Origin of the sequence: Actinoplanes sp. NPDC049668, from assembly GCF_044465445.1 — a bacterium.
Classification (GTDB): domain Bacteria; phylum Actinomycetota; class Actinomycetes; order Mycobacteriales; family Micromonosporaceae; genus Actinoplanes.
This window is the reverse complement of record NZ_JBITLR010000005.1, coordinates 625,882-648,761: the sequence shown is the minus strand read 5'-3', so window position 1 is coordinate 648,761 and position 22,880 is coordinate 625,882. Positions and strand designations below refer to the sequence as shown.

Below are 22,880 nucleotides of genomic sequence, written 5' to 3'. Positions count from 1 at the left end.
CTCCTTTGTCAACCGCTGATGGATAAATCCTCGGTCGACAACGGATCCGCCACATCGGAAGCACCTACCTATGTTCGCGGCCTCCGGGATTCAGCCGGGCCGGCACCCGGCCTAGGCATACCTAGTTGGAGGTCGTCGGTGCGGATGCGGGCGTGCAGGTGCATGTCGTGGCGGCCGTCGGAGTGGACGGCGTCGCTGCGTTTGGTGCCTTCGAGGCGGAAGCCGGCCTTGGTGGCGACGCGGCAGGAGGCGTCGTTGCGGGTCGAGTGGTCCAGTTGCAGGCGGTGGAAGCCGGCCTCGCCCAGCGCCCAGCCGCTCATCGCCGTCAGCGCGCGGGAGGCCACGCCGGCTCCCCGCGCCGCCGGGAGCACCCAGTACGCGCAGCCCGCGACGCCGTCGTTGAGGTTCAGCCCGCTCAGGGCGATGCGGCCCAGCACCTCGCCGCCGTCGCGGGTGACCGCCCAGTGCGCGCCCGTCTCCCGCGCCCAGGCCTGGCGGTAGTGGTCGAACCACTCGCGGACCTGGTCCTCGGACTCGGGCTGGCGGGTGTGCCAGTGCCGGATCTCGGGGTCCTGGTAGGCGGCGAGGAAGACCGCCGCGTCGCCGGCCGCCCAGGGCCGCAGGAGCAGGCCGCCCGGCGCGGGGAGGACCGGCTGCGGACGGGACGACAGGGCCCCGGCCACGACGGCCGGCGGCGTGGAGAGGTGGAACCTCACCGCCGATCACCCGCGATCCGGGTGGCGGTCTGCGCGACGCCCTCCTGCCGCAGCTCCAGGCCCCCGGGTCGGAAGTCGATCTCCAGGTCGAGGACGGGATGCCGGTAGCGGCCGCCCTCGACCGGCAGCAGCACGGCCGGGTGCCCGCCCGCGGCGGTGAGCGTGAGCCCGCCGTCCGCGGCCTCGACGTCCAGGGGGTAGTCGTCGCGCAGCAGGTAGCGGCCCGTCACAACGTCCGTCGCGGCGGGGGCGGCAGCGGCGGCGTAGAGGCGGCCCGCGGCGGCGAGGATGGCGGTCTGCACCGGCATGGTGTCGTCGGAGTTGGTCATCACCGCGACCGCGGCGCCGGAGTCGGGCCAGGCGTACGAGAAGCAGGTGTAGCCGACGTTCTCGCCGCTGTGGCCGAACTTGCGGCGGCCCGGCGTGTCGTCGAGCTCGGTGCCCAGGCCGTAGCCGGTGCCGGGCAGCTGCGGCGTCAGCATCTGGGTGGCGAGGTCCCGGCCGAGCAGCTCGGACTCACCGGCGGCGGCGCTGGCGATCTCCAGGTCGAGCCGGAGCAGGTCGGCCGGCGTGCTCCACAGGCCACCGCCGGCCATCTCGGGCTGGGTGTGCCAGCCGCCGGGTACGGGTGTGCCGCAGCGGTGATGTCCCGCGGCGACCGACCGCCGACGGTGCGGGAAGCGCTGGTCGAAGCTGCTGTCGGCCATGGCGACGGGATCCAGCACCAGCGCGCGCAGGAGCTCGTCGAACGCGGTGCCGGTCACGTCGACCATCAGCTGCTCCAGCACGGCGTAGTGGCTGCCGGAGTAGCGGAACCGGCTGCCCGGCAGCAGGGCGGCCCGCACCGGTGGGGTGTTCGCCGGCGCCACGCCCTCCAGGGTCTGCAACAGGGTCGGGGTGGGCTCGTCCGCGCCGTAGCCGCGGAACCAGTTGTAGGTCAGCCCGGCCGTGTGCGCCAGGAGCTGGCGCACGGTGACGCTCGCGCCGGCCGGCAGCCGCCAGGTGGTCAGGTATTCGCCGACGTCGGCGTCCAGGTCCAGCACGCCGTCGGCGACCAGCCGCAGCGCGCCGAACGCGGTGACGTGCTTGCTGATCGAGCAGGCCTGGAACACGGTGTCGTCGGCCACCGGTGCGGCGCCCGTGGTGCCGAAACCGGCCGACCAGGACCGCCCGTCCCGGTGCGCCACCGCGATGCCGACTCCCGGCACCCGGTAGGTGTCCATCAGCTCAGGCAGGCTCGCCAGGTCCGGCGACGGCAGGCCCGCCGCGCCGTGCCGGCCGAGGCGGTCCAGCAGCCCGGTCCAGTGCCGCTCGAGTTCCCCGTCCTTCATGGACGAAGAGTCTCCACCATCAGCCGGCCAGGGCGTCGACCAGGCGGCGGGCGGAACCCGCGAGGTTCCACCGCTCGGCCAGGGCCAGCAGGGCGTCGCCGTCGCGGGGCGCGGACGGCAGGGTCGCGTCGAAGGCCGGCAGCGGCACGTCCAGGGCGACCCGGCACACCGGCAGGGCGACCTTGAGGTAGTCGCGGGCCGCGTCCAGCTTGAGGCGCAGGCCGGGCGCGAACCCGGCGTCCTTGTCGTCGAGCGCGGCCAGGATCTCCTCGACGCCGCCGTAGCGCGCGATCAGCCGGGCCGCGGTCTTCTCGCCGACGCCGGGCACGCCGGGCAGGCCGTCGCTCGGGTCGCCGCGCATCGCCGCGAAGTCCGCGTACCACCGGGCGGGTACGCCGTACTTCGCCTCGACCGCCGCGTCGTCGCTGTCCTCGAGCTTGGCCACCCCGCGCCCGCAGTAGAGCAGCCGGGTGCCGCGCGCGTCGTCGACCAGCTGGTACAGGTCGCGGTCGCCGGAGACGACCTCGACCGGCGCGGCCTGGGTGGCGGCGAGCGTGCCCAGCACGTCGTCGGCCTCGTAGCCGGCCACGCCGAATGCCGGGATGCCGACCGCCTTGAGCACCTCGAGCAGGACCGGGACCTGTTTCTCCAGGGCCGCGGGCACCTCCTCGACGGTGCCGTGCGCGACGCGGTGCTTCTTGTAGGACGGGACGAGCGCGACCCGCCAGGCCGGCCGCCAGTCCGCGTCGAGGGCGCAGACCAGCCGGTCTGGCCGGCGGGTCCGGACCAGCTGGGCGATCATGTCGAGGAAGCCGCGGATCGCGTTGACCGGCTCGCCGGCGGAGGTCCGCGCGGCGGACTCGGGGATCCCGTGGAACGCACGGAAATACAGGCTGGGCGCGTCGACGGCCAGAAGGGGTCGCTCAGTCACGCACCAAACCTAGTCGCGCGGTCCGACAGTTTGCGGGAGCCTGGCTCGGTGCGACGACGGCTGATCATCAACTGCGACGACTTCGGCATGTACCCGGCGGTCAACGCGGGTGTGCTGAGCGCCCTCGAGGACGGCATCGCGAGCTCGTGCAGCCTGATGCCGCCGTGCCCGGCCGCGCCCGCGGCGATGGCGCTGTTGCGGGACCGCCCGCACCTGCCGTTCGGCGTACACCTGACGCTGTTCTGCGACACGCCCGCGTACCGCTGGGGCCCGCTGACCGCGCGGGCCCGGGTGCCGTCGCTGCTCGACGACGCGGGGGAGTTCTTCGCGCCGGACCGGGTGCCGGAGCTGCTCGCGCGGGCCCGCGCCGAGGAGGTCGCCGTCGAGTTCCGGGCGCAGCTGCGGGCCGTGCTCGACGCCGGCCTGAGCCCGACGCACCTGGACTGGCACTGCCTGGCCGACGGCGGCCGCGAGGACCTCTTCGAGCTCACCCTGGCGCTCGCCGACGAGCACGGCCTCGGCGTCCGCGCCTGGCTGCGCCCGGCCCGGCGCCGCCTGCGGCGCCTGCGCCGCCCGGTCACCGACCACGACTTCCTGGACAGCTTCCGGCTCGACCCGGAGACCAAATTCCGCCGGTACGCCGAACTGCTGCGCGCCCTGCCCGAGGGCACCAGCGAATGGGCCGTGCACCCGGGCCTCGCCGACGACGAAGCCCGCCGCATCGACCCGGGTTGGCGGGTCCGCGCCACCGACCATGATTTCCTGACATCTCCGGAAGCGGCCGAGCTGCTGGCCGCGGAGGGGATCACCCTTGTCGATCATCGCTGGACAGTTGCCGGTGGGGGAGACGCCCGTCCTAACGTTCGTTAAGCTAAGGGGGTGACGGTCGAGCGGATCCTGCCAACGGACGAGGCGTACGAGTTGCTGGGCCTGACCCGGGAGCTCGCCGCCGGCGAGCTCGCGCCCCGGGTGGCCCGCTTCGAGGAGCGGGGCGAGTTCCCCCGCGAGGTGCTGCGCACCCTGGGCGCCGCCGGGCTGCTCGGCCTGCCCTACGACGAGGCCGACGGCGGCGCCGGCCAGCCGTACGAGGTCTATCTCCAGGTGCTCGAGATCCTCGCGGGCTCGTGGCTGGCCATCGCCGAGGCGGTCAGCGTGCACACCCTGTCCTGCTTCCCGACCGCGGCGTACGGCGGCGAGCGGCAGCGCAAGTCGCTGCCCGACATGCTCGGCGGCGACCTGCTCGGCGCCTACTGCCTCTCCGAGCCGCAGGGCGGCTCGGACGCCGCCGCCCTGACCACCCGGGCCGTGCGCGACGGCGAGGACTGGGTGGTCACCGGCACCAAGGCGTGGATCACCCACGGCGGGCAGGCCGACTTCTACAACATCTTCTGCCGCACCGGCGGCCCCGGCGCGGCCGGCATCTCCTGCGTGGTCGCCGACGCCGCCACGCCCGGGATCCTGCCGCAGACCCCGGAGCGCACGATGGGCCTGCGCTCCTCGGCGCCGGCGCAGATGGTCTTCGACGGCGTCCGGGTGCCGGCCGACTGCCTGGTCGGCGAGGAGGGCTCCGGCTTCCGGATCGCCATGCAGGCGCTCGACGCGGGCCGGCTCGGCATCGCCGCCTGCGCGGTCGGCCTCGCGCAGGCCGCGGTCGACTACGCCGCCGGGTACGCCCGGGAGCGCGAGCAGTTCGGCCGGGCGATCGGCGAGTTCCAGGGCATCGGCTTCATGCTCGCCGACATGGCCACCCAGGTCTCCGCGGCCCGCGCCCTGATGCTGGCCGCCGCCCGCCTCAAGGACGCCGGGCGCCCGTTCTCCATCGAGGCCGCCAAGGCCAAGCTCTTCGCCACCGACGTCGCCATGCGGGTGACCACCGACGCCATCCAGGTGCTCGGCGGCGCCGGGTACGTCAGCGACCACCCGGTCGAGCGCTGGTTCCGCGAGGCCAAGGTGCTGCAGATCGTCGAGGGCACCAACCAGATCCAGCGCCTGGTCATCAGCCGCTCGCTGATCCGGGGCTGAAACCGGGTCGTTACCCCGCCGACGCGCCCGGTAGGTTGACGGCGTGGAAGAGATCGACCGGGCGATCGTTGGCGCCCTCACCGTGGACGGCCGGCTGTCCTACACCGATCTCGCCGAGCGGGTCGGCCTGAGCGTCTCCGCGGTTCACCAGCGGGTACGCCGGCTCGAGCAGCGCGGCGTGATCAGCGGCTACACGGCCAAGGTGTCCTACGAGGCGCTCGAGCTGCCGCTGACGGCGTTCGTGGCGATCCGCCCGTTCGACCCGTCGCAGCCCGACGACGCGCCCGAGCGGCTGGCGCACCTGGCCGAGATCGACTCCTGCTACTCGGTCGCGGGGGAGGACTTCTACCTGCTCATGGTCCGGGTGGCCAGCCCGGCGGACCTCGAGCGGCTGCTTCAGGAGATCCGTACGGCGGCGAACGTCACCACCCGCACCACGGTCGTGCTGAGCACCCCGTACGAGAACCGGCCGCCCCGGATCGAAATGTCCTAGGACGCCGTAGGGGTAGTGGCGGCGTCCACGAGGGCCTGGAAGAGCCGGTTCGGGTCCTCCGCGAGCCGGTTGCAGACGTACAGCCACCACTCGGTGCCGAAGACGACGTACTCGCGGGTGGGGTGTCCCCGCTCGGCCATCGCCGCGAGCCGGTCGGGGCCGAGCCCGAACAGGGTCTCGAACTCCCACGGCGCGGCGGCGGACGGGGCGCCGAGCAGGGCGTCCAGCGCGTGGACCAGATCCCAGTCGTGCGTCGCGAACGAGCACAGGTGCGCGGAGTCCGCCAGCTGTTGCGCGTAGCGCAGGTAGGCGTCCGCCAGGCCCTCGTCCTCACGGGCGTACGCGATGGTCTCGGGCTCCAGGAACGCGCCCTTGACCAGGCGGATCCGGCCGGGGAGGGTGAGCAGGCCGGCCAGGTCCTCCTGGGTGCGGTGCAGGCGAGCCTGCACCGTGACGCCGACGTGGCCGAACCGCTCGCAGAGCCGGCGGTGCACGGCCAGGACCGCGTCGGTCCGGTCGGAGCCCTCCGCCGAGATGATCATCTCGCGGCCGGTGGCGGCGGTGGCCTCGGCGATGCGCGTGCCGTTCTCCAGGGCAAGGTCGGCGGAGATCGCCAGGCCGATGTGCGACAGGTCGAGGGAGACCGAGCAGCCGGGCGGCAACCGCCGGGCGAGGTCGACGAAGACGTCGGTCTCGCGGCCGGCCAGCTCCGGGTCGCGGCAGCTCTCACCCATGTACTCGGCGTTGGCCCGGTGTCCTTGGCCGAGGACGTCGGCGACCCGGGGGAGGGCCTCCGCGAGCGATTCGCCGGCGACGTAGCGACGGGCCACCTTGCGGGCCAGGGGACCGAGCACCGGGTCGGCGGGTATCCGGGCCTTCAGCTCCTCGTCGAGCGCGATCGTCCGTAACACCTGCGCGGCCTGCCGGGGGTCATTGATCACCACCCAAGTCTGCCGCAACCATTCATCCTAGGATGCCCTACGCGACGTGCGCCCTGTCACCGGTCATCCCACGGGGAGGGTCTTCGCCGGCGTCGACGCCGGGCGTCCGGGATGGGATCTGGTCGGCGGATGTGGATTGTGCGGGTTGTCGTGTCGGCTTACCGTCGATGCATGGAGAAGACCGCGCGAGCCGAGCGACCCAGCGAGGATTACCGCCGGCTGCCGCCGCGGATCACTCCGGAGGAGATGATTCCGCTCCAGCCGGTGGTGCACGTCCCGCACGACCCGCGGGAGGGCGACGACGACGCCTGGCGCATCCGCGGCGGCACGACGGCCTGACGCGGGGGAGCGCCGGCGCCGGTCAGGGTAGGCGGCCGGCGATGCAGGTGTCGTCCGGGTCGATGGCGTGGACGACCCGGCGGCTGATCTCGCGTAGCTGCCGCTGCTGTGCCTTGGTGAGGGCGTCGAAGATCAGCCGTTGCACTTCGGCGACGTGTCCGGGCGCGGTGTCGACGATCTTGTCCCAGCCGGTGTCGGTGAGGATGGCCAGGGTGTAGCGGCCGTCGGCCGGGTCGGGGGTGCGCCGGACCCAGTCGCGCTTCTCCAGCCGGGCCACGACCTGGGAGAGCCGCGACAGCGAGCCCTCGGCGAAGCCGGCCAGCACGCTCATCCGCAGGGTGCGCTGCGGCGCCATCGACAGCCCGGCCAGCACCTGGTACTCGAAGTGGCTGATCCCCGCGTCGTGCTGCAGCTGGGCGTCCAGCGCGGCCGGTAGGCGCGTCATCATCGCGGCCAGCGCCATCCAGGTCTGGTTTTGGTCCTCGTCCAGCCAGCGTGGCTCCTGAGCAGCTTCCATGCATCGAGCATAACTTCACACCTGAAGTGATCCAACCCCGGTTTGACTTGCACATTGAAGTCATCCGGCGTTACGGTTCGCTCAACGCTTGAAGTCATCGAAGGCCTGGAGAACATAGTGAACATCGTCTTGTGGATCATCGCGGGCCTGCTGGCCGCCGCCTTCGCCGCCGCCGGCGTGCTGAAGCTGTCCCAGCCGAAGGAGAAACTCGCCGCGTCCGGCCTGGCCTGGACCGAGGACTTCAGCGCCGGCACGATCAAGCTGATCGGCGCCCTGGAACTGCTCGCCGGCATCGGCCTGATCCTGCCCGCGCTGCTGGACATCGCACCGGTCCTCGTCCCGCTCGCCGCGACCGGCCTGGTCCTGATCATGATCGGCGCGATCGTGGTGCACGCCCGCCGCAAGGAGTACTCCGGCATCGCCGTCAACGTGATCCTGCTGCTGCTCGCCGCCGTCGTCGCCTGGGGACGGTTCGGCCCCTACGCCTTCTGACCGCCGCTTGCCCGCGCTCCCGTCTCCCCACTCCTCGTGACGACAGCAGGTGCAGTCATGACCAGCCATATCGACGACCCGTTCCACCCGGCCATCCCCGCCGGCGCCTACGACGACCTGCTCACCCGGGCCCTCCCTGACGCACGCAGCCAGCGCACCTGGGAACCGGCCGACGGGCCGCTACCCGCCCTGTTCGTCAGCCACGGCGCGCCACCCACCCTCGACGACCCGCAATGGCTCGCCGACCTGTTCACCTGGGGCCAGTCGATGCCCAAACCCCGCGCGATCGTCGTGGTCTCCGCGCATTGGGAGAACGCCCCGGTCGCGGTCTCCGGATCCGCGGCCGGCACCCCGCTGTACTACGACTACGGCGGCTTCCACCCCCGCTACTACACCCTGCGGTACGCCACCCCGGACGCCACCGACCTGACCCGCCGCATCACCGGCGCCCTCGGCCGCGGCACCCCCGTGCACCAGTTCACCAACCGGGGCCTCGACCACGGCGCCTTCATCCCCCTGATGGCGATGTACCCCGCCGCGGACGTGCCGGTCGTGCAACTGTCCATGCCCAGCCTCGACCCCCAGGCTCTGCTCGCCCTCGGCCGGCGCCTGCGCTCCCTGCGCGAAGAGGGCATCCTCGTCATCGGCTCCGGTTTCATGACCCACAGCTTCGCCACCATGCGCAACCCCGGCCTCACCGGACACATCGAAGCCTTCGACGCCTGGGCCGCCGACGCGCTCGCCCGCGGCGACGTCGACGCCCTGTCCGACTACCGCACCAAGGCACCCGGCGCCGAGATCGCCCACCCCACCGCCGACCACTTCGTCCCGCTGCTGCTGACCGCCGGCGCCGCGACCGACCCCAGCACCGTCACCACCGCCATCGACCGCATCTGGTACGGCAACTCCATCCGTTCCCTCCAGATCGGATAGTTGACGGTATATATCGGCGAACGTAATCTGCCTGGATGGCAGCAATGCAGGAGCCGACATTCCTGATTCTCACCGCCCTGGCTACCGGCCCCAGACACGGCTACGGGATTACGCAGGAGGTCGCCGAGCTCTCCGAAGGTGCGGTGACACTGCGCGCCGGCACCCTCTATGGCGCCCTCGACCGCCTGCAGGAACAGGGGCTCATCACGGTGGACCGGCAGGAGGTGGTCGACGGCCGGCTCCGCCGGTACTACCAGCTGACCGACCTTGGCGCCGGCCGGCTCGCCGAGCAGGCGCGCCGACTACACAAGCAGGCGACGGCGGCGGAGAGCCGCCTGCGGACCCGAACGAACGTCGCCTTCGGATTCACCGCCACCACGCTCGGGGCGTCCGCATGACCGCCACGGGAGATCCCAAGCGGACCCTGCCGGCGCACGCCGAACTCGAACGTTGGTATCGGCGGCTCCTGCGGGCATATCCCGTCGGATACCGACGCGCCCACGGCGACGAGATCCTCGCAACGCTGATGGACTGCGCCGAGCCGGGGCGCCGCAGGCCCGCTCCGGCCGACGTGGTGGATGTGGCCCGCGGGGCGGTGCGCCAGTGGTTCCGGCTACCGGTCGGCCTGTCCGCGCTGGCGGCGGCCGTACTGTCGGCGTTGGTCCTCGCGGCCATGGGCGCTGCCGCCGGTTCCTGGCTGGCGTGGCAGACGACTGCCGAACTGCCATCGGACAGTGTGGCCCTGCAGACCACCGGAACCTCGGCGGGCTCCCCATTGACCGCACCGCATGTCGATCGGCGCGACGGTTGGTGGGTCGACGGGCGCACGGTCCAGGTGACCAACAACGACCTGCGGGGGTTCCCGAACTGGACCCTGGAATCGGCGCAGGCACGCCTGCAGGCCGAGGGCTGGTCGATCGGCGGCGGCGAAGAGTTCGCCGGCACCCGCATCGGCGACGCGGGCAGCACCCACGCGATCCAGGTGTTCGTGGCGACCCGAGACGGCCACATCCTTACCGTGAGCGCCTACACCCCAGTCGTTCCGGACGGCACCGGGACGACGATCGCGACATACATCACCCAGGCTCCGCCTAACTGGGAGCCCGGAGCGATCCTGCTGGGATGGCTCCTCGGCGCGGTCACCGGCTGGCTCCTCACCGGCTGGGCGAGCTACCGCCTCCGGCACCGGACGTTGCTGCTGCGGGCGGCTGCGGTGGTGCTCGGTCTCGCCGCGCTCTGGTCCGCCTACGACCCCACCACCGACCTGTACCTGGCCCTGGGCAATCTCGCCTTCGCCGACCCTGGCGTCGTGCCGACCTATCCGTCCTACGGATCCGTGATGAACCACCCCCGACAGGTCGGCCTGACGCTGGCCCTTGCGGTCACCATCCTCGCGGTAGCCGCCACGGGCGCCCGCCGGCCCGCCCGGCCCACCACAGCAGTGGCCTGATGCTGCTTGTCGATTTCACCGGAGGTGATGACCGGGTCAGCACAAAGTTGCCCGCTAGCTCTCTGCCGACATTCCTTGGATGCCGGACGACGGTCTACGCATACTTCTTCCGATCGGATTGCGCCGCTACCCGATTCGGGCCGGCGCGGTCGACGGCTGACGCGTCATGCCGGCGAGCGGCAGCCGCGCATGTTTGGATCGACATGTTCGATGGCCCAGGGGGCGCGAGGTGCCTTGCGGCTATTCCGGGAGTTCCGCGATGCCGAGGGCCGCGGCGAATGCGAAGATTCCTTCGCCGAACGGACCGGGGCTCTCCTCGAGTGCGGCCGCGAGCCGATCGGGGCTGGTGACGAGGCCGGCCCTCTCGACCCACACCAGCAGCCCGGCGAGGGCCTGGCTGTTGCGCGGCTCGAAGTCGTCGCCGTCCTCGGCGGCGAGGATCCTAACAATCTCCTCGTTGAGGTGGAATTCGACGGTATTGCCGGAGGGGTCGGCCGCCGTGGCCCAGGCACAGTCGCTGTCGAAGACCGACAGCGCGATGGCCGGTGCCGCCGTCTCCAGCGCGAGGTCGGCCGCCAGGTCGTCTTCCGAGGTGTCGTCGACCTCGCCGAGGAACCCGATCCGCCAACCACCTGCCCGCACGTGGTCGGTCACGGCAACGAACAGGTCGTCGACACACGCCAACTCGTCGAGCTGTGTGTCGACGCTGCGCGCGATGATGACAAGACCGGAGTAGCCCACGGTCACCCCTTCCGTTCGGCGGCACGCCGTCTGGCGAGTGCCACGATGTCGGCGCCCACACTGTCGGGATCCGAGTGCGGAAAGTCCATGACCGCGTCCACGTCGCCACGTTCGGCGTGCCCGTAAGCGGCGATGAGGTGTGTGCTCCAATGCCCGTCCGGCCAGGCATCGGACTGCCACCGCCCGGAGGCGAGTTGCTCGGTGCGGGCCCGGGCGGCGCGTTCGCGGTCAGCTTCGGCGGCGGCGAGCATCGCGTCGGTGTCGCCCAGGCAGGTCTTCATGCGGGGCAGGTTCTCCGCCAGCCAGGTCCGCACGACGGTGGCGGCGTGTTCCGCGTCGGCTTCCGTGGACAGCGAGAACGTGTGGTCAGGCAGCTCCGCGGTTTCGCCGGTCGCCACCAGGCGATGGCTCCAGACGCTGTGGTGTGGCATGGCGTCACGGCGCAAGTCGCCTTCTCCGCAGTAGTACCGCGCGTGCGGGGCGAGAAGTAACCCGACGTTGATGAAGAACTCGACCTCTCCCATCATCGCGGCGGTGCGCTGGATGTCGAGTGCGATGCCGTTGCCCTCGGGGTCGAAATACCGGAAGACCGGCCCGCGGCGGACAAAGCCGGCGGCTGCCAGGTCGGCTTCGAGGAGCCCGACGAACCGTCGTAACAAGGCGTTCACGAGGCGGCACGGTACCGCCCCCGGCGGCGGGCCACCCATCGGGCATCCGGGTAGATGATCTTCCCGCGCTCCGCGGGCGCTTCCTGGCTGGAGTCTGGCCCGCGTGCGGACGAGGCAGCCGTCGACCCGGACGCTGCCGCCCACAGCCTGGGCGAGGGAAACCACGACTGGTGGCGTTCCTTGCAAGGGGTACCTGAACCACGCGGTTTCGGACTCGTCGTCCGTTCCGTCGAGCGCCCCTATCAAAGCATCTTCGTCAGCCGCGTCGTACTGGTAGCCCACGTACCGGCTCAGGTGCTCAAGGACGCGGACGACGTTCTCGTCGAAGATCCATCCGGCCACGGTGGTCACAGGAGTCATTGTGGGCTGGGTCCCCGGACCCGATCATGAGTACTGCCAACGCGGAGGTCCATATTTCGGCCGTCAGGCGGCGAGTGGCACGCGTTTGCGGAGCAGGTCGAAGCGGCGGGGCCGGCCTTTGCCGTTTGATCATTTTCAAGTCTGACGCAACCGTTCATCCTAGGATGCCTTACGCGACGTGCGTGGTATCACGGCCGAACCAAGCCGGTCACCGGAGGGGAGTGGGGGATCGGTTCGCCGGAGACGGGTGCGGGGCGGCGCCGCGAGGTCGTCGGGCCGGCCTTCGCCCGGGCGGTGTCCGGGCGCCCGCGACGGGATTCGGTTCGCGGATACGGATCGCGGCCTCGGCTTGCCGTCGATGCATGGAGAAGACCGCGTGAGCCGAGCGACCCGGCGAGGACTACCGCCGGCTGTCGCCGCGGATCACCCCGGAGCAGATGGCCCCGCTCCAGCCGGTGATGCACGCCCCGCATGATCCGCGGGAGCGGGACGCCTGGCGCACGGCGGTTTGACGGGGCGGCGCCGTCGTTTAGCTTCGGCCGGAGCGTATGGCCTCGTCGGGGCCGGGGGAGGTGGGAACGTTCTCGTCCGCGCCCACGATCATCGATGATGTGCTGGCCGGTCAGGCTTGGCCTGTTTTCGCTCCCGGGCGGCTTGCGCGGCGCAGTGAGCACTGTCGAAGTAGCCGCCTCGATCTCGGCCAGCTCCGCCGCAGCCGCTGGGCGAACAAGCAGGTCATGCCATACCCGGCCCACCCGTCTTGTTCGCCGGCGGCGAGCGCGTTGACGGCCGGGACCGGGTGCGCGAGGCGGCCTGGTCGGGCTGGTGGAAGCTTGGTGAGCCGGGGGGACATCGTGCCGGAGCCGGCCATGGTGTCCAGTCGCAGGGATCGGCGCCGACGACGGCCAGGGCGGTGCGGCCCCGCTCGGCGCGCAGGGTGAGGGATTGTCGGGCGCGGGCGTTTGCCGACCTCGGCCGCCCAGCTTTCGCACCGGCGGTCCTGTTGCTGAGATACCGGCAGTCCCGGTCCAACGTGGTTGGCGGTGGTTCCGGGGACCTGCGGACCATGCTGGCGCGCGTTGTCCGAAGGCGTGCCGGGAGTGTGCTTCAGACACCTGGTCTTATCTGTAGCGAACCGATTCTTGGCGAGGTCATAGGTCGGCGCCGTGTGTCCCGGTCGGGTGCGCCGGGACCACGTCGAGCTGCGGGTCGGCCAGAAGCGCTTCGATGGCGGCGTGTTCGGCGCCGATGCCGGCCCAGTCTGGGTCGACGTCGCTGGCCAGGCACCAGCGATGGTCGGCCGGCCAGACGAACGCCGGCGGCGCGATGGTCTGCCCCCGGCCGACGTCGGCTTCCCAGGCGTCGATGTCGGTCAGGGCGCCGCGCAGCAGGGCGTAGCGGCGGTGGGGCAGCTCGACCAGCGGGCCTTGCCGCACCTCTGGCGGCAGCGGGGCGTCGGAGTATCCCTCCCAGAGGCAGAAGTAGCACTCCTGCGGGGTGGACGTGAACGCGGCGAGCAGGCGCAATGCGCGCCGGGTCTGCGCGATGTCCGAGGGGTGGTCATCGGGAAGGTCGGTGCATCCCTGATCCCCATGGCCGGGGCCGGGGGGATCAGGGATGAAGCGAAGCCGTGCGAACGCCTCGAACCCCGATGGCCCGAAGGTGATCAACTGTTCGGCGGGGGTGCCCGACCGGACGAGCCAGTCAGCGGCGGCCGTGTCCGGGCAGTAGCCGAGTCTCATCGTCGTCACCCCAGTCGATGCCGGCAGAACTCAGTTGACCACGCAGTTCACGTTGGCCTGATTGTACGGTTTCTCGGAACTGTCGACCTGGCCGTCGACATCGACGTCGACATGGTTACGCCAGGAGATCGTCTGGCCGGTCGAGTTGCACGTCGCCCGGGCTACGGCCCGGTCACCGCTGCCGGTGTAGGGCCGGAGCTGCCTCGTCGTCGAGCACGCCTTCTGCCGCCAGCTGCCGTCGGTGTACCACTCGTAGAGGCAGTTGAAGACGTGCGCCGTGGCGGCGGTGCAGGTGCCCTTCTTCCACCAGCCGTGGCCCGACACGTCGCCGGAGGAGTAGTGCGGGTTGTCCCGGCCGCTCTCCGGAGTGCAGCCCAGGGCCGCCTGCTCCGACGCCGCCGAGCCTGGCTCGTCGATGCGGTTCCCCTGAAGATCCAGATACACCGCATCCGTCGCCTCCGCGGGCGCCAGCCCGGGAACGGCGTCCTGGTACGAGACCGCCGCCGTCGCGGGCGTGGCGCCTACCACCGTTGCGGCGAGTACCGCGCTCAGTACCACCGCGGCTCGGATCGACTTCTTGATCATGATCGTGTCCCCTCACGATTCTGCCGCCGGCCCGTCGCCTGACGACGCGACCACACCGGCGACGACTGATCGAATCCGCCCAAAGACACGGCCGACCCAGGCCGCGGCAAGCCTCTATCCAAGGATCCTAGGATGCCTTACAGGGAGTGCGTCCGCTCACCTCGCGAGTGGTCTGGGCTGGGTGGTGTTTTAAAGAGGAGCCCTTCGGGCACCCCTTCACCGGCAAGAACAACTTGGTTTTGACTCGATGAGAGGGTTCACGATGAGCTTCACTGACAAGGTCAAGAACAAGGCGGAGGAGCTGACCGGCAAGGCCAAGCAGAGCATCGGCGACGCCACCGACAACGAGCGGCTCGTCGGGGAGGGCGTCGCACAGGAGATGTCCGCCAAGGCCAAGCAGGCCGGCGAGCACGTGAAGGACGCCGGCAAGGATGCACGCGACGCGCTCAGCTGAGCGCAGAACCGCATAGACCGCGAACGGCCCCCGGGGATTCCCCGGGGGCCGTTCGGTGTGCCGGAGTTACTCGGCGACCTGCTGCTTGCGCCACCAGTCCTGGCCGGACTGCGGCAGCGTGTCGATCGGGTCGTAGTACGCGTAGAGCTTGCTGAGCGCCTCGGCGTCGGTCGTCTCGATGGAGGTGCGGTAGTTCTTCGTCCAGTACGAGATGCCGTGCTCGCGGTCGTACTCGGCCAGCATGTGTACCCAGCGCTTGCCGACGAACGGCACGTCGCAGACGATGCGCGGGGTGGCGTAGCCGGGCAGGTAGCCCATCATGTCGTGCTGGAGCTGCTGTGCGTACCAGACCGGGACGCGCCAGTGCTCGGCGTTGGGGATCATGTCGCACATGTAGAAGTAGTACGGCAGGATGCCGGCCTCGCCCTGCAGGCCGAAGCAGAGGTCGAGCAGGTCGGCCGTGGTGGCGTTGACGCCGCGCATGAGCACGCCCTGGTTGCGCACGTCGCGGACGCCGACCTCGAGCAGGGTGCGGGTGGCCTTGGCGACCAGCGGGGTCAGCGAGTTCACGTGGTTGACGTGGGTGTGCACGGCGAGGTTGACGCCGCGGCGTTCGGCGGTGATGGCGACCCGGTTGAGGCCCTCGACGACGTCGTCCTGGAGCCAGTGCTGGGGCAGGCCGGCGAGGGCCTTGGTGGCGAGGCGGATGTCGCGGACGGTCGGGACCGAGAGCAGGCCCATCAGGTACGTCTCGAGCTGCTTCCACGGCACGTTGGCGACGTCGCCGCCGGAGACCACCACGTCGCGTACGCCGGGGTGCGCCTTGAGGTAGGCCAGGTGTGCGTCGTAGCGGTCGACAGGCTTGAGGGTGAGCTTGAGCTTGTCGACGGTGGGTGTGCTGTTGCCGACCAGGTCCATGCGGGTGCAGTGGCCGCAGTACTGGGGGCAGGTGCTGAGCAGCTCGGCGAGGACCTTGGTGGGGTAGCGGTGGGTGAGGCCTTCGGCGACCCACATGTCGTGCTCGTGCAGGGAGTCGCGGGCGGAGTGCGGGTGTGACGGCCAGTCGAGGTGGCGGTCGGTGGCGACGGGGATCATGTAGCGCCGGATGGGGTCTGCGTAGAAAGACTCCGTGTCGGGCGTTTTGTCGGGCACCATGGTGTTGAGCATCTGGGGCGGGACCAGCATCGACATGGTGGCCAGGCGCTGCTGGTCGGTCTCCAGGTCGGCGTAGAAGCGCTCGTCCAGGAGGTCGCCCATGACGGCGCGGAGCTGCTTGATGTTCTTGACGCAGTTGACGCGCTGCCACTGGGCGGATTCCCACTGGGCGGCGGTGATGTCACGCCAGCCGGGGAATCGGGTCCAGTCGGGCTCGACCAGGGTGCGCCGCCGGTAGTCGTATGGCTGCCCTGCCTCGGTGGCGGCGTCGTTCTGGAGCTGTGTCAACGGGGCCTCCTGGGGGTGGGGGAGCGATCACTGCCGACGATACTGGAGAATCTGCGGTCTAGTAACCGTCGGCCCGGAGGATTTACGGTACGTCGGGCGGCTAGCAGTCTGTTTCTCGTGAGGATGGTGGGCATGACGTTTCCGGTGGGGCTGAACCGGGTGATCGAGCCGGCGGGTGTGCTCCCGCAGGCGGCGTGGCGCCTGGACGCGCGAGCGGAGATCGGCGCGGACGAGGTGCGGATCCGGGTCGAGCGGCTGAACCTGGACGCGGCGAGCTTCCGGCAGCTGGCGACCAAGCACGGCGGTGACGGCGCGGCCGTGCGGGCCGAGGTGCTGGAGATCATCGGTACGCGGGGGAAGATGCACAACCCGGTGACCGGTTCGGGCGGGATGCTGATCGGCGTCGTGGACGAGGTGGGGCCGGAGTCGCCGCTGCCGGTCAAGGCCGGCGACCGGGTCGCCACGCTGGTGTCGCTGACGCTGACGCCCCTGGCGATCTCGGACGGGCTCGCCGGCTGGGACGGCATGGGCGAGCAGGTGCCGGCGGCGGGTCACGCGATCCTGTTCGGCCGTTCGGTGGTGGCGGTGCTCCCCGACGACCTGGCGCCGGAGCTGGCCCTTGCGGTGTTCGACGTGTGCGGCGCGCCGGCGCTGACGGATCGGATCGTCAGGGGGTACGAGGGTGCGACGGTGGCCGTGCTCGGCGGTGCGGGCAAGAGCGGGTCGCTCGCGCTGACGGCGGCGCGGCTCGCGGGTGCCCGTACGGTCGGCGTGGTGGTGTCCGACGCCGAGCGCGAGACGCTGCGGTCGGCCGGGCTGGCCGATCACGTCGCGGTCGCCGACGCGCGGGATCCGGTGGCGGTGTCGTCGGCGGTGGTGGCGGCGCTGGGCGCGCCGGCGACGGTGACCGTGGTGTGCGTGGACGTGCCGGGGTGTGAGCACGGCGCGATCCTGGCGACGGCGTCCGGCGGCACGGTGATCTTCTTCTCGATGGCGACGAGCTTCCCGGCGGCGGCGCTGGGCGCGGAGGGCCTGGCCGCGGACGTGACGATGCTGGTCGGCAACGGGTACGTGCCGGGCCATGCGGAGTTCGCGCTGGATGTGGTGCGGCGCACTCCCGCGGTGCGTGCTCTGTTCGAGTCGCGGATCGCGGCACACTGACGTTCATGACTCTCCCCTCGGTGCTGTTCTCGAACGGTCGTTTCTATTCCGCCGCCGATCCGCGGGCGACGGCGATGCTGGTGCGTGACGGGCGGATCGTGTGGCTGGGCGCGGCGTCGGACGCGCCGGCGGCGGACGCCTCGGTCGATCTGGGCGGTGCGCTGGTGACGCCGGCGTTCGTGGATGCGCATGTGCACGCGACGGACACGGGTCTGGCCGCGGACGGGCTGGAGTTGTCCGGGGTGCGTTCGGCCGGTGAGTTGCTGGAGGCGGTGTCGGCGTTCGCGGCGACGCGGCCGGCGGATGCGGTGGTGCACGGGCATGGTTGGGACGAGTCGACGTGGGTAGTGCAGGAGCCGCCGGGCTCGGATGAGCTGGAGCGTGCCGCGGCGGGGCGGCGGGTGTACCTGTCGCAGGCGTCGGTGCATTCGGCGCTGGCGTCGCGGTCGTTGCTGGCGGCGTGCCCCGGCGTCGAGGGGGTGCCGGGGTACGCCGCGTCGGGTTGGGTGCGTGAGCACGCGCATCACGCGGTGCGTGCGGTGGCGCTGGGTTCGCTGACGGCGGCGCAGCGCACGGCGGCGCAGCGGGCGGCGTTGCGGCTGGCGGCGTCGCGGGGGGTCGCGGCGGTGCACGAGTGCGGCGGTCCGGGCACGTCGAGCGAGGCGGACTTCACCTCGGTGCTGGCGCTGTCCGGTGCCGGGCTGCCGCGTGTGTACGGCTACTGGGGCGAGCTCGGCGGCGCGGTCAAGGCCCGGGAGCTGGGCGCGGTCGGCGCGGGCGGTGATCTGTACGCGGACGGCGCGCTGGGTTCGCGGACGGCGTCGGTGCGTTCGGCGTATCTCGACGGCGGCGGGGGCTGCGGTGAGTCGTTCGTGTCGGCGGAGCAGGCCGGCGCGCACCTGCTGGAGTGTGTCGAGGTGGGTGTGCAGGGCGGTTTCCACGCGATCGGTGACGCGGCGATCGAGGCTGTGCTGGACGGGTTCGCGATCGCGGCGAAGCAGGTCGGTGTGGACCGGCTGCGGGAGGGCCGGCACCGGATCGAGCACGTGGAGCTGGCGGACAAGCCGATGATCGCCCGGCTGGTGGAGTTCGGGGTGGTGGCCAGCGTGCAGCCGGTCTTCGACGCGCTGTGGGGCGGCCCGGACCGGATGTACGCGCAGCGCCTCGGCGTGGCGCGGGCGATGGCGTCGAACCCGATCGGTGCGATGTACGCGACGGGTGTGAGCCTGGCGTTCGGTTCGGATTCGCCGGTGACGCCGCTGGATCCGTGGGCGGCGGTGGTGGCCGCGGCGGCGCCGCGCAACCCGGTGTACCGGATGAGTGTGCGTGCGGCGTTCGGGGCGAGCACCCGGGGTGGCTGGCGGGCCGTCGGCGTGGATGACGCGGGGGTGTTGTCGCCGGGTGCGGCGGCGACGTTCGCGGTGTGGGACACCCCGGCGGGGGTCGAGGGTGGGCTGCCGGTGCTGTTGCCGGGGCCCGACGGTGAGGTGCCGGCGCGGCCGGTGTGCCGGCGCACGGTGCTGCACGGCGAGACGATCTTCGAGGAGTAGTGGTGAACAAGCTTGGTCTGGATCCTCGTGTCGTGCGGCGGGCGCGCGCGCTGGCCCGGAAGGCGGGTCAGCCGGTCGTCGACCTGGCGCGCTCGCACACGACGGTGTCGGTGGAGCGGGCGGTGTTGCGGCTGGCCGGGGTCACCGGTGCCGACTCCGACGGCATTCCGTGGGTGAACCGCCTGGTCGACGCGGTGCGCGCCGACGTGGGGCTCGGTCAGGGTGTCGCGGTGCCGGTGTTCCACGCCCTGGCGGCCCAGGGCCTGGACGACGTGACGGTGCTGGCGCAGAAGGCGGCGGCCGGGGCGGTGACTTTCGCCGTACCGGAGAAGAAGGCCGAGGTGACGGCGGCCCGGCGGGCCGCCAAGCGGGCGACCGGGGCGGGCCTGAAGCTGGTGGACCGGCGCCGGGCCGAGCGGGACCGGCTGGTCAAGCGGTACGGGGATCCGGCGCAGCGGCCGTGGATCTATCTGATCGTGGCGACCGGGGACATCTACGAGGACATCCCGCAGGCGCAGGCGGCGGCCCGGGCCGGCGCGGACGTGATCGCGGTGATCCGGTCGACGGGGCAGTCGCTGCTGGACTACGTGCCGGAGGGCGCGACCCGGGAGGGTTTCGCGGGCACGTACGCGACGCAGGAGAACTTCCGGCTGATGCGGGCGGCGCTGGACGAGACGTCCAAGGAGCTGGGCCGGTATGTGCGGCTGACGAACTACGCGTCGGGGCTGTGCATGCCGGAGATCGCGGCGCTGGCCGGCATGGAGCGTCTCGACATGATGCTCAACGACTCGATGTACGGGATCCTGTTCCGCGACATCAACCCGATCCGCACGTTCGTCGACCAGCGGTTCTCCCGGCAGGTGCACGCCCGGGCCGGGATCATCATCAACACCGGTGAGGACAACTACCTGACGACGGCGGACGCGGTCGAGGCGGCGCACACGGTGACGGTGTCGCAGCTTTTGAACGAGTTCTTCGCGCACGAGGCGGGGCTGGCGGACTGGCAGCTGGGGCTGGGGCACGCGTTCGAGATCAACCCGGAGCTGCCGGAGTCGTTCCGGCTGGAGCTGGCGCACGCGCTGCTGGCGCGGGAGTTGTTCCCGGACGCGCCGCTGAAGTGGATGCCGCCGACCAAGCACATGACCGGTGACGTGTTCCGGGGGAATCTGCTGGACGGGTTCTTCAACCTGGTCGGTGCGCTGACCGGGCAGGGGATCCTGCTGGTCGGGATGATGACCGAGGCGGTGGTGACGCCGTGGCTGTCGGACCGCGACATCGCCCTGCAGAACGTGCGGTACGTGCTCAACGGTGCCGGGAACCTGCACGAGGACTTCGTGCCGGCGCCGGGCGGGTTCATCCAGTCGCGGGCGCACGAGGTGCTCGGCGAGGCGATCGAGCTGCTGGAGCGGATCGTCGACGACACGATGCTCAACGCGATCGCCGACGGCACGTTCGGGATCATGAAGCGGCCGGCGGACCGGGGCAAGGGCCTCGACGGTGTCGCCAAGCATGAGGACGGCTACTACAACCCGGTCACGGAGGCCCTGGAAGCATGAGCGACTGCACCGAGCGCAGCGAGGGCCAGGAGCGCATGCGAAAGGTAGGCACGGCATGAGCATCGTCCGCCCCTACGGGGACACGACCGGCGACGGGATGGTGCAGCTGTCGTTCACGCTGCCGGTCCCGCACGACAAGCGGGCCGAGGGCGCCGCGGTGCAGCTGGCGAACAAGATGGGCATGGACCCGGCGCTGCTGGTGCACGCCAAGCAGATGGGCGACGGTTTCACCTTCTTCGTGGTGTACGGCCGGGTGAGTCACCTGGTCGACACCGACAAGGTGCAGGTGGTCGAGCGTGACTTCCCGCTGCTGAGCGCGAAGGAGGTCAACGCGGTGATCAAGCGGCGGCTGCGGCGGCGGCTGAACGTGGTCGGCGCGTGCATCGGCACCGACGCGCACACGGTCGGCATCGACGCGATCCTGAACCTCAAGGGCATCGCGGGGGAGAAGGGCCTGGAGTACTACAGCGAGCTGTCGGTGACGAACATGGGCGCGCAGGTGTCGGTGCCGGAGCTGGTGGAGACGGCCCGGGCGCGTAAGGCCGACGCGGTGCTGGTGTCGCAGGTGGTGACGCAGCGCGACGCGCACCTGCAGAACACGCGGGCGATGTCGGCGGCGTTCCGGGAGGCGTTGCCGGCGGGCCGGCGTCCGCTGTTGATCGTCGGCGGGCCGCGCTTCGACGAGCTGATGGCCGACGAGCTCGGCGTCGACCGGATCTTCACCCGGGGTACGACGCCGCGCGAGGTCGCCTCTTATCTGGTTCACGCGATCGTGGGGAGCACTTCTTGATCACTGTCACGCACCGCCGGTACGTGCCGTACGCGCACGCGCACTACGCGGGGAATCTGGTCGACGGCGCGTACTCGCTGGGGTTGTTCGGCGACGTCGCGACCGAGTTGTGCATCCGGATGGACGGCGACGAGGGGCTGTTCGCGTCGTACTCCGACGTGCAGTTCAAGGCGCCGGTGCAGGCCGGGGACGTCCTGGAGGTCACCGCGACGGTGACCAAGGTCGGCACCCGGTCGCGGCGGATCGAGTTCGCGTCGGTGGTGGTGTGCCGGGGCACGGGTGGGTCGGCGGCCGAGGTCCTCGCGGAGCCGATCGTCGCGGTGACCGCCACCGGCACCGTGGTCGTGCCGCCGAAGCCTTGAGCACGGCGGTCTGCGTCGACGTCGGCTCCACGTACACCAAGGCCTGCCTGGTCGATCTCGGCGGCGGTGTCCTGCTCGGCCGCGCGGAGGTGCCGACGACCTCCGACACCGACGTCCTGACCGGTCTTGATCATGCGGTGGCGCAGCTCGGCGGCGCCGGCGACGCACGGCTGTACGTGTGCTCGTCGGCCGGCGGCGGACTGCGGCTCGCCGTCGTCGGGTACGAGTCGCTGGTCACCGCCGAGGCCGGGCACCGGGTGGGGCTGTCCGCGGGCGCGCAGGTCGTGCACGTCGCGGCCGGCCCCCTGGACGGGCGGGCGGTGGCGGCGCTGCGCGCCTCGCGCCCGGACGTGATCCTGCTGGTCGGCGGCACCGACGGCGGCGACGGCGAGGTGCTGCTGCACAACGCGCGGCGGCTGGGCACCTCGCGGCTGCGGGTGCCGGTGGTCGTGGCCGGCAACGCCGACGTGCGCGACGAGGCCGCCGCGGTGCTGGCCGCACGAGGGATCCCGGCGACGGTGACCGGCAACGTGCTGCCGCGGATCGGCGAGCTGGACCCGGGCCCGGCGCGTGCGGCGATCCGGGAGGTGTTCCTGCGGCACGTCATCGGCGGCAAGCGGCTCTCCCGGGGCACCCGGTTCGCGTCGCTGGTGCGCGCGGCGACCCCGGACGCGGTCCTGGCCGGGGTGGAGCTGCTCGCCGACGGCACCGGCGCCGGGGTGCTGGTCGTCGACGTCGGCGGGGCGACCACGGACGTGTACTCGGCGCTGGTGCCGGACCCGGAGGCCGAGACGTCGCCGCGGCGCGACGTCGCCGGCACCCTGTGGCGCTCCCGCACCGTCGAGGGTGACCTGGGTGTCGGCGTCGGCGCGCCGGGTGTGGTCGCGGCGGCGGCGGCCGAGAAGCTGCCGGCGCCGGACATCGGCGGCGGGCGGCCGTACGACGCGGGCACCGACCGGCGGCTGGCGGCGACCGCGGCGATGATCGCGCTGCGGCGGCACGCCCGCGGCCATTCGCCGGGGCCCGGTCTGCCGCGCACCGGCGGGCGGGACCTGCGCGACGTGCGGCTGGTCGTCGGTTCCGGTGGGGTGCTGCGACACGGGGGCGGCGACGAGGTTCTCGACGCGGTGCTGGGCGACACCGCGGGCGGCTGGGCGGCGCCGACGACGGCCCGCCGCACGGTCGACACCGAGTACGTGCTCGCCGCGGCGGGGCTGCTCGCGGCGGAGCATCCGGTCGCGGCGGCGGGCCTGCTGCACGCTCTGTAATCCCGGCGGGGGAACGGCGGGACACGCCGGAGGAT

25 protein-coding genes are annotated in these 22,880 nt (G+C 71.6%); 15 read left to right on the top strand and 10 right to left on the bottom strand.

The window, feature by feature from the left end; genetic code table 11:
* Positions 1-68: 68 nt before the first annotated feature.
* The 3 genes from ACIBSW_RS24165 to ACIBSW_RS24155 are packed head-to-tail and all read right to left on the bottom strand — an operon-like array spanning position 69 to position 2,978.
* A complete protein-coding gene (locus ACIBSW_RS24165) occupies positions 69-716 on the bottom strand; it encodes a GNAT family N-acetyltransferase (protein ID WP_354722479.1) in 648 nt (215 codons plus the stop codon).
* On the bottom strand, positions 713-2,047 hold the full coding sequence (locus ACIBSW_RS24160; protein WP_354722480.1) for a serine hydrolase domain-containing protein: 1,335 nt from the start codon (positions 2,045-2,047) through the stop codon (positions 713-715). The genes ACIBSW_RS24165 and ACIBSW_RS24160 overlap by 4 nt, the downstream gene beginning before the upstream one ends.
* Before the next feature lie 19 nt (positions 2,048-2,066).
* Positions 2,067-2,978, bottom strand: coding sequence for a 5'-3' exonuclease (locus tag ACIBSW_RS24155; protein ID WP_354722481.1), 912 nt, complete (start codon positions 2,976-2,978; stop codon positions 2,067-2,069).
* A gap of 48 nt (positions 2,979-3,026) precedes the next feature.
* Here ACIBSW_RS24155 and ACIBSW_RS24150 point away from each other — a divergent pair, with 48 nt between their 5' ends.
* The 3 genes from ACIBSW_RS24150 to ACIBSW_RS24140 are packed head-to-tail and all read left to right on the top strand — an operon-like array spanning position 3,027 to position 5,493.
* Positions 3,027-3,848: a ChbG/HpnK family deacetylase gene (locus ACIBSW_RS24150; RefSeq protein ID WP_354722482.1), complete on the top strand. Its 822-nt coding sequence runs from the start codon at positions 3,027-3,029 to the stop codon at positions 3,846-3,848.
* Positions 3,849-3,857: 9 nt separating this feature from the next.
* Positions 3,858-5,000: an acyl-CoA dehydrogenase family protein gene (locus tag ACIBSW_RS24145; RefSeq protein WP_354722483.1), complete on the top strand. Its 1,143-nt coding sequence runs from the start codon at positions 3,858-3,860 to the stop codon at positions 4,998-5,000.
* A gap of 43 nt (positions 5,001-5,043) precedes the next feature.
* The gene (locus ACIBSW_RS24140; RefSeq protein WP_354722484.1) at positions 5,044-5,493 is read left to right on the top strand and encodes an Lrp/AsnC family transcriptional regulator; all 450 of its coding nucleotides are present in this window, start codon (positions 5,044-5,046) and stop codon (positions 5,491-5,493) included.
* On the opposite strand, the gene ACIBSW_RS24135 is transcribed toward ACIBSW_RS24140, so the two are convergent.
* On the bottom strand, positions 5,490-6,434 hold the full coding sequence (locus ACIBSW_RS24135; protein WP_354722485.1) for a proline dehydrogenase family protein: 945 nt from the start codon (positions 6,432-6,434) through the stop codon (positions 5,490-5,492). The two genes, ACIBSW_RS24140 and ACIBSW_RS24135, sit on opposite strands and share 4 nt — an antisense overlap.
* A 171-nt stretch (positions 6,435-6,605) precedes the next feature.
* Between ACIBSW_RS24135 and ACIBSW_RS24130 the strand changes: the two genes are divergently transcribed.
* Positions 6,606-6,773 (top strand): hypothetical protein, encoded by a 168-nt coding sequence (locus ACIBSW_RS24130; RefSeq protein ID WP_354722486.1) that lies wholly within the window; start codon positions 6,606-6,608, stop codon positions 6,771-6,773.
* Between the two features lie 22 nt (positions 6,774-6,795).
* On the opposite strand, the gene ACIBSW_RS24125 is transcribed toward ACIBSW_RS24130, so the two are convergent.
* Complete coding sequence (locus ACIBSW_RS24125) at positions 6,796-7,290, bottom strand: MarR family winged helix-turn-helix transcriptional regulator (protein WP_354722487.1); 495 nt, start codon at positions 7,288-7,290, stop codon at positions 6,796-6,798.
* 117 nt (positions 7,291-7,407) lie between these two features.
* Here ACIBSW_RS24125 and ACIBSW_RS24120 point away from each other — a divergent pair, with 117 nt between their 5' ends.
* Genes ACIBSW_RS24120 through ACIBSW_RS24105 form a run of 4 tightly spaced genes read left to right on the top strand, consistent with a single transcriptional unit; the run spans position 7,408 to position 10,165 of the window.
* Positions 7,408-7,782, top strand: a complete 375-nt coding sequence (locus ACIBSW_RS24120; RefSeq protein WP_354722488.1) for a DoxX family protein — start codon at positions 7,408-7,410, stop codon at positions 7,780-7,782.
* A 57-nt stretch (positions 7,783-7,839) separates the two neighbouring features.
* On the top strand, positions 7,840-8,715 hold the full coding sequence (locus ACIBSW_RS24115) for a class III extradiol ring-cleavage dioxygenase (RefSeq protein ID WP_354722489.1): 876 nt from the start codon (positions 7,840-7,842) through the stop codon (positions 8,713-8,715).
* A gap of 44 nt (positions 8,716-8,759) precedes the next feature.
* Positions 8,760-9,113 (top strand): PadR family transcriptional regulator, encoded by a 354-nt coding sequence (locus ACIBSW_RS24110; RefSeq protein ID WP_354722516.1) that lies wholly within the window; start codon positions 8,760-8,762, stop codon positions 9,111-9,113.
* Positions 9,110-10,165, top strand: a complete 1,056-nt coding sequence (locus tag ACIBSW_RS24105) for a hypothetical protein (protein WP_354722490.1) — start codon at positions 9,110-9,112, stop codon at positions 10,163-10,165. Before ACIBSW_RS24110 ends, ACIBSW_RS24105 begins: the two co-directional genes overlap by 4 nt.
* Before the next feature lie 240 nt (positions 10,166-10,405).
* Here the strand turns inward: ACIBSW_RS24105 and ACIBSW_RS24100 are convergent, their stop codons facing one another.
* From ACIBSW_RS24100 to ACIBSW_RS24085, 4 genes are all read right to left on the bottom strand, one after another.
* Positions 10,406-10,906 carry a hypothetical protein gene (locus tag ACIBSW_RS24100; protein WP_354722491.1) on the bottom strand — a complete coding sequence of 167 codons (501 nt, stop codon included), beginning with the start codon at positions 10,904-10,906 and terminating at the stop codon, positions 10,406-10,408.
* A 2-nt stretch (positions 10,907-10,908) separates the two neighbouring features.
* Entirely contained in the window at positions 10,909-11,925 is a 1,017-nt protein-coding gene (locus ACIBSW_RS24095) for a hypothetical protein (protein WP_354722492.1), read from the bottom strand.
* Positions 11,926-13,085: 1,160 nt separating this feature from the next.
* Positions 13,086-13,676, bottom strand: coding sequence for a hypothetical protein (locus ACIBSW_RS24090; protein ID WP_354722493.1), 591 nt, complete (start codon positions 13,674-13,676; stop codon positions 13,086-13,088).
* Positions 13,677-13,706: 30 nt separating this feature from the next.
* Positions 13,707-14,261, bottom strand: coding sequence for a hypothetical protein (locus tag ACIBSW_RS24085; RefSeq protein ID WP_354722494.1), 555 nt, complete (start codon positions 14,259-14,261; stop codon positions 13,707-13,709).
* A gap of 262 nt (positions 14,262-14,523) precedes the next feature.
* On the opposite strand from ACIBSW_RS24085, the gene ACIBSW_RS24080 reads away from it, so the two are divergent.
* Positions 14,524-14,715: a CsbD family protein gene (locus ACIBSW_RS24080; RefSeq protein WP_354722495.1), complete on the top strand. Its 192-nt coding sequence runs from the start codon at positions 14,524-14,526 to the stop codon at positions 14,713-14,715.
* Positions 14,716-14,781: 66 nt separating this feature from the next.
* Here the strand turns inward: ACIBSW_RS24080 and ACIBSW_RS24075 are convergent, their stop codons facing one another.
* Positions 14,782-16,158, bottom strand: coding sequence for a lysine 2,3-aminomutase (locus ACIBSW_RS24075; protein WP_354722496.1), 1,377 nt, complete (start codon positions 16,156-16,158; stop codon positions 14,782-14,784).
* A gap of 132 nt (positions 16,159-16,290) precedes the next feature.
* On the opposite strand from ACIBSW_RS24075, the gene ACIBSW_RS24070 reads away from it, so the two are divergent.
* The 6 genes from ACIBSW_RS24070 to ACIBSW_RS24045 are packed head-to-tail and all read left to right on the top strand — an operon-like array spanning position 16,291 to position 22,845.
* Positions 16,291-17,319: an L-erythro-3,5-diaminohexanoate dehydrogenase gene (locus tag ACIBSW_RS24070; protein ID WP_354722497.1), complete on the top strand. Its 1,029-nt coding sequence runs from the start codon at positions 16,291-16,293 to the stop codon at positions 17,317-17,319.
* 5 nt (positions 17,320-17,324) lie between these two features.
* On the top strand, positions 17,325-18,869 hold the full coding sequence (locus ACIBSW_RS24065; protein ID WP_354722498.1) for an amidohydrolase family protein: 1,545 nt from the start codon (positions 17,325-17,327) through the stop codon (positions 18,867-18,869).
* A complete protein-coding gene (locus tag ACIBSW_RS24060; protein WP_354722499.1) occupies positions 18,869-20,425 on the top strand; it encodes a lysine 5,6-aminomutase subunit alpha in 1,557 nt (518 codons plus the stop codon). The genes ACIBSW_RS24065 and ACIBSW_RS24060 overlap by 1 nt, the downstream gene beginning before the upstream one ends.
* A gap of 55 nt (positions 20,426-20,480) precedes the next feature.
* On the top strand, positions 20,481-21,215 hold the full coding sequence (locus tag ACIBSW_RS24055) for an OAM dimerization domain-containing protein (RefSeq protein WP_354722500.1): 735 nt from the start codon (positions 20,481-20,483) through the stop codon (positions 21,213-21,215).
* Positions 21,212-21,577: a hotdog domain-containing protein gene (locus ACIBSW_RS24050; RefSeq protein WP_354722501.1), complete on the top strand. Its 366-nt coding sequence runs from the start codon at positions 21,212-21,214 to the stop codon at positions 21,575-21,577. Before ACIBSW_RS24055 ends, ACIBSW_RS24050 begins: the two co-directional genes overlap by 4 nt.
* Positions 21,574-22,845 carry a glutamate mutase L gene (locus ACIBSW_RS24045; RefSeq protein ID WP_354722502.1) on the top strand — a complete coding sequence of 424 codons (1,272 nt, stop codon included), beginning with the start codon at positions 21,574-21,576 and terminating at the stop codon, positions 22,843-22,845. The genes ACIBSW_RS24050 and ACIBSW_RS24045 overlap by 4 nt, the downstream gene beginning before the upstream one ends.
* The last annotated feature ends 35 nt before the right edge of the window (positions 22,846-22,880 follow it).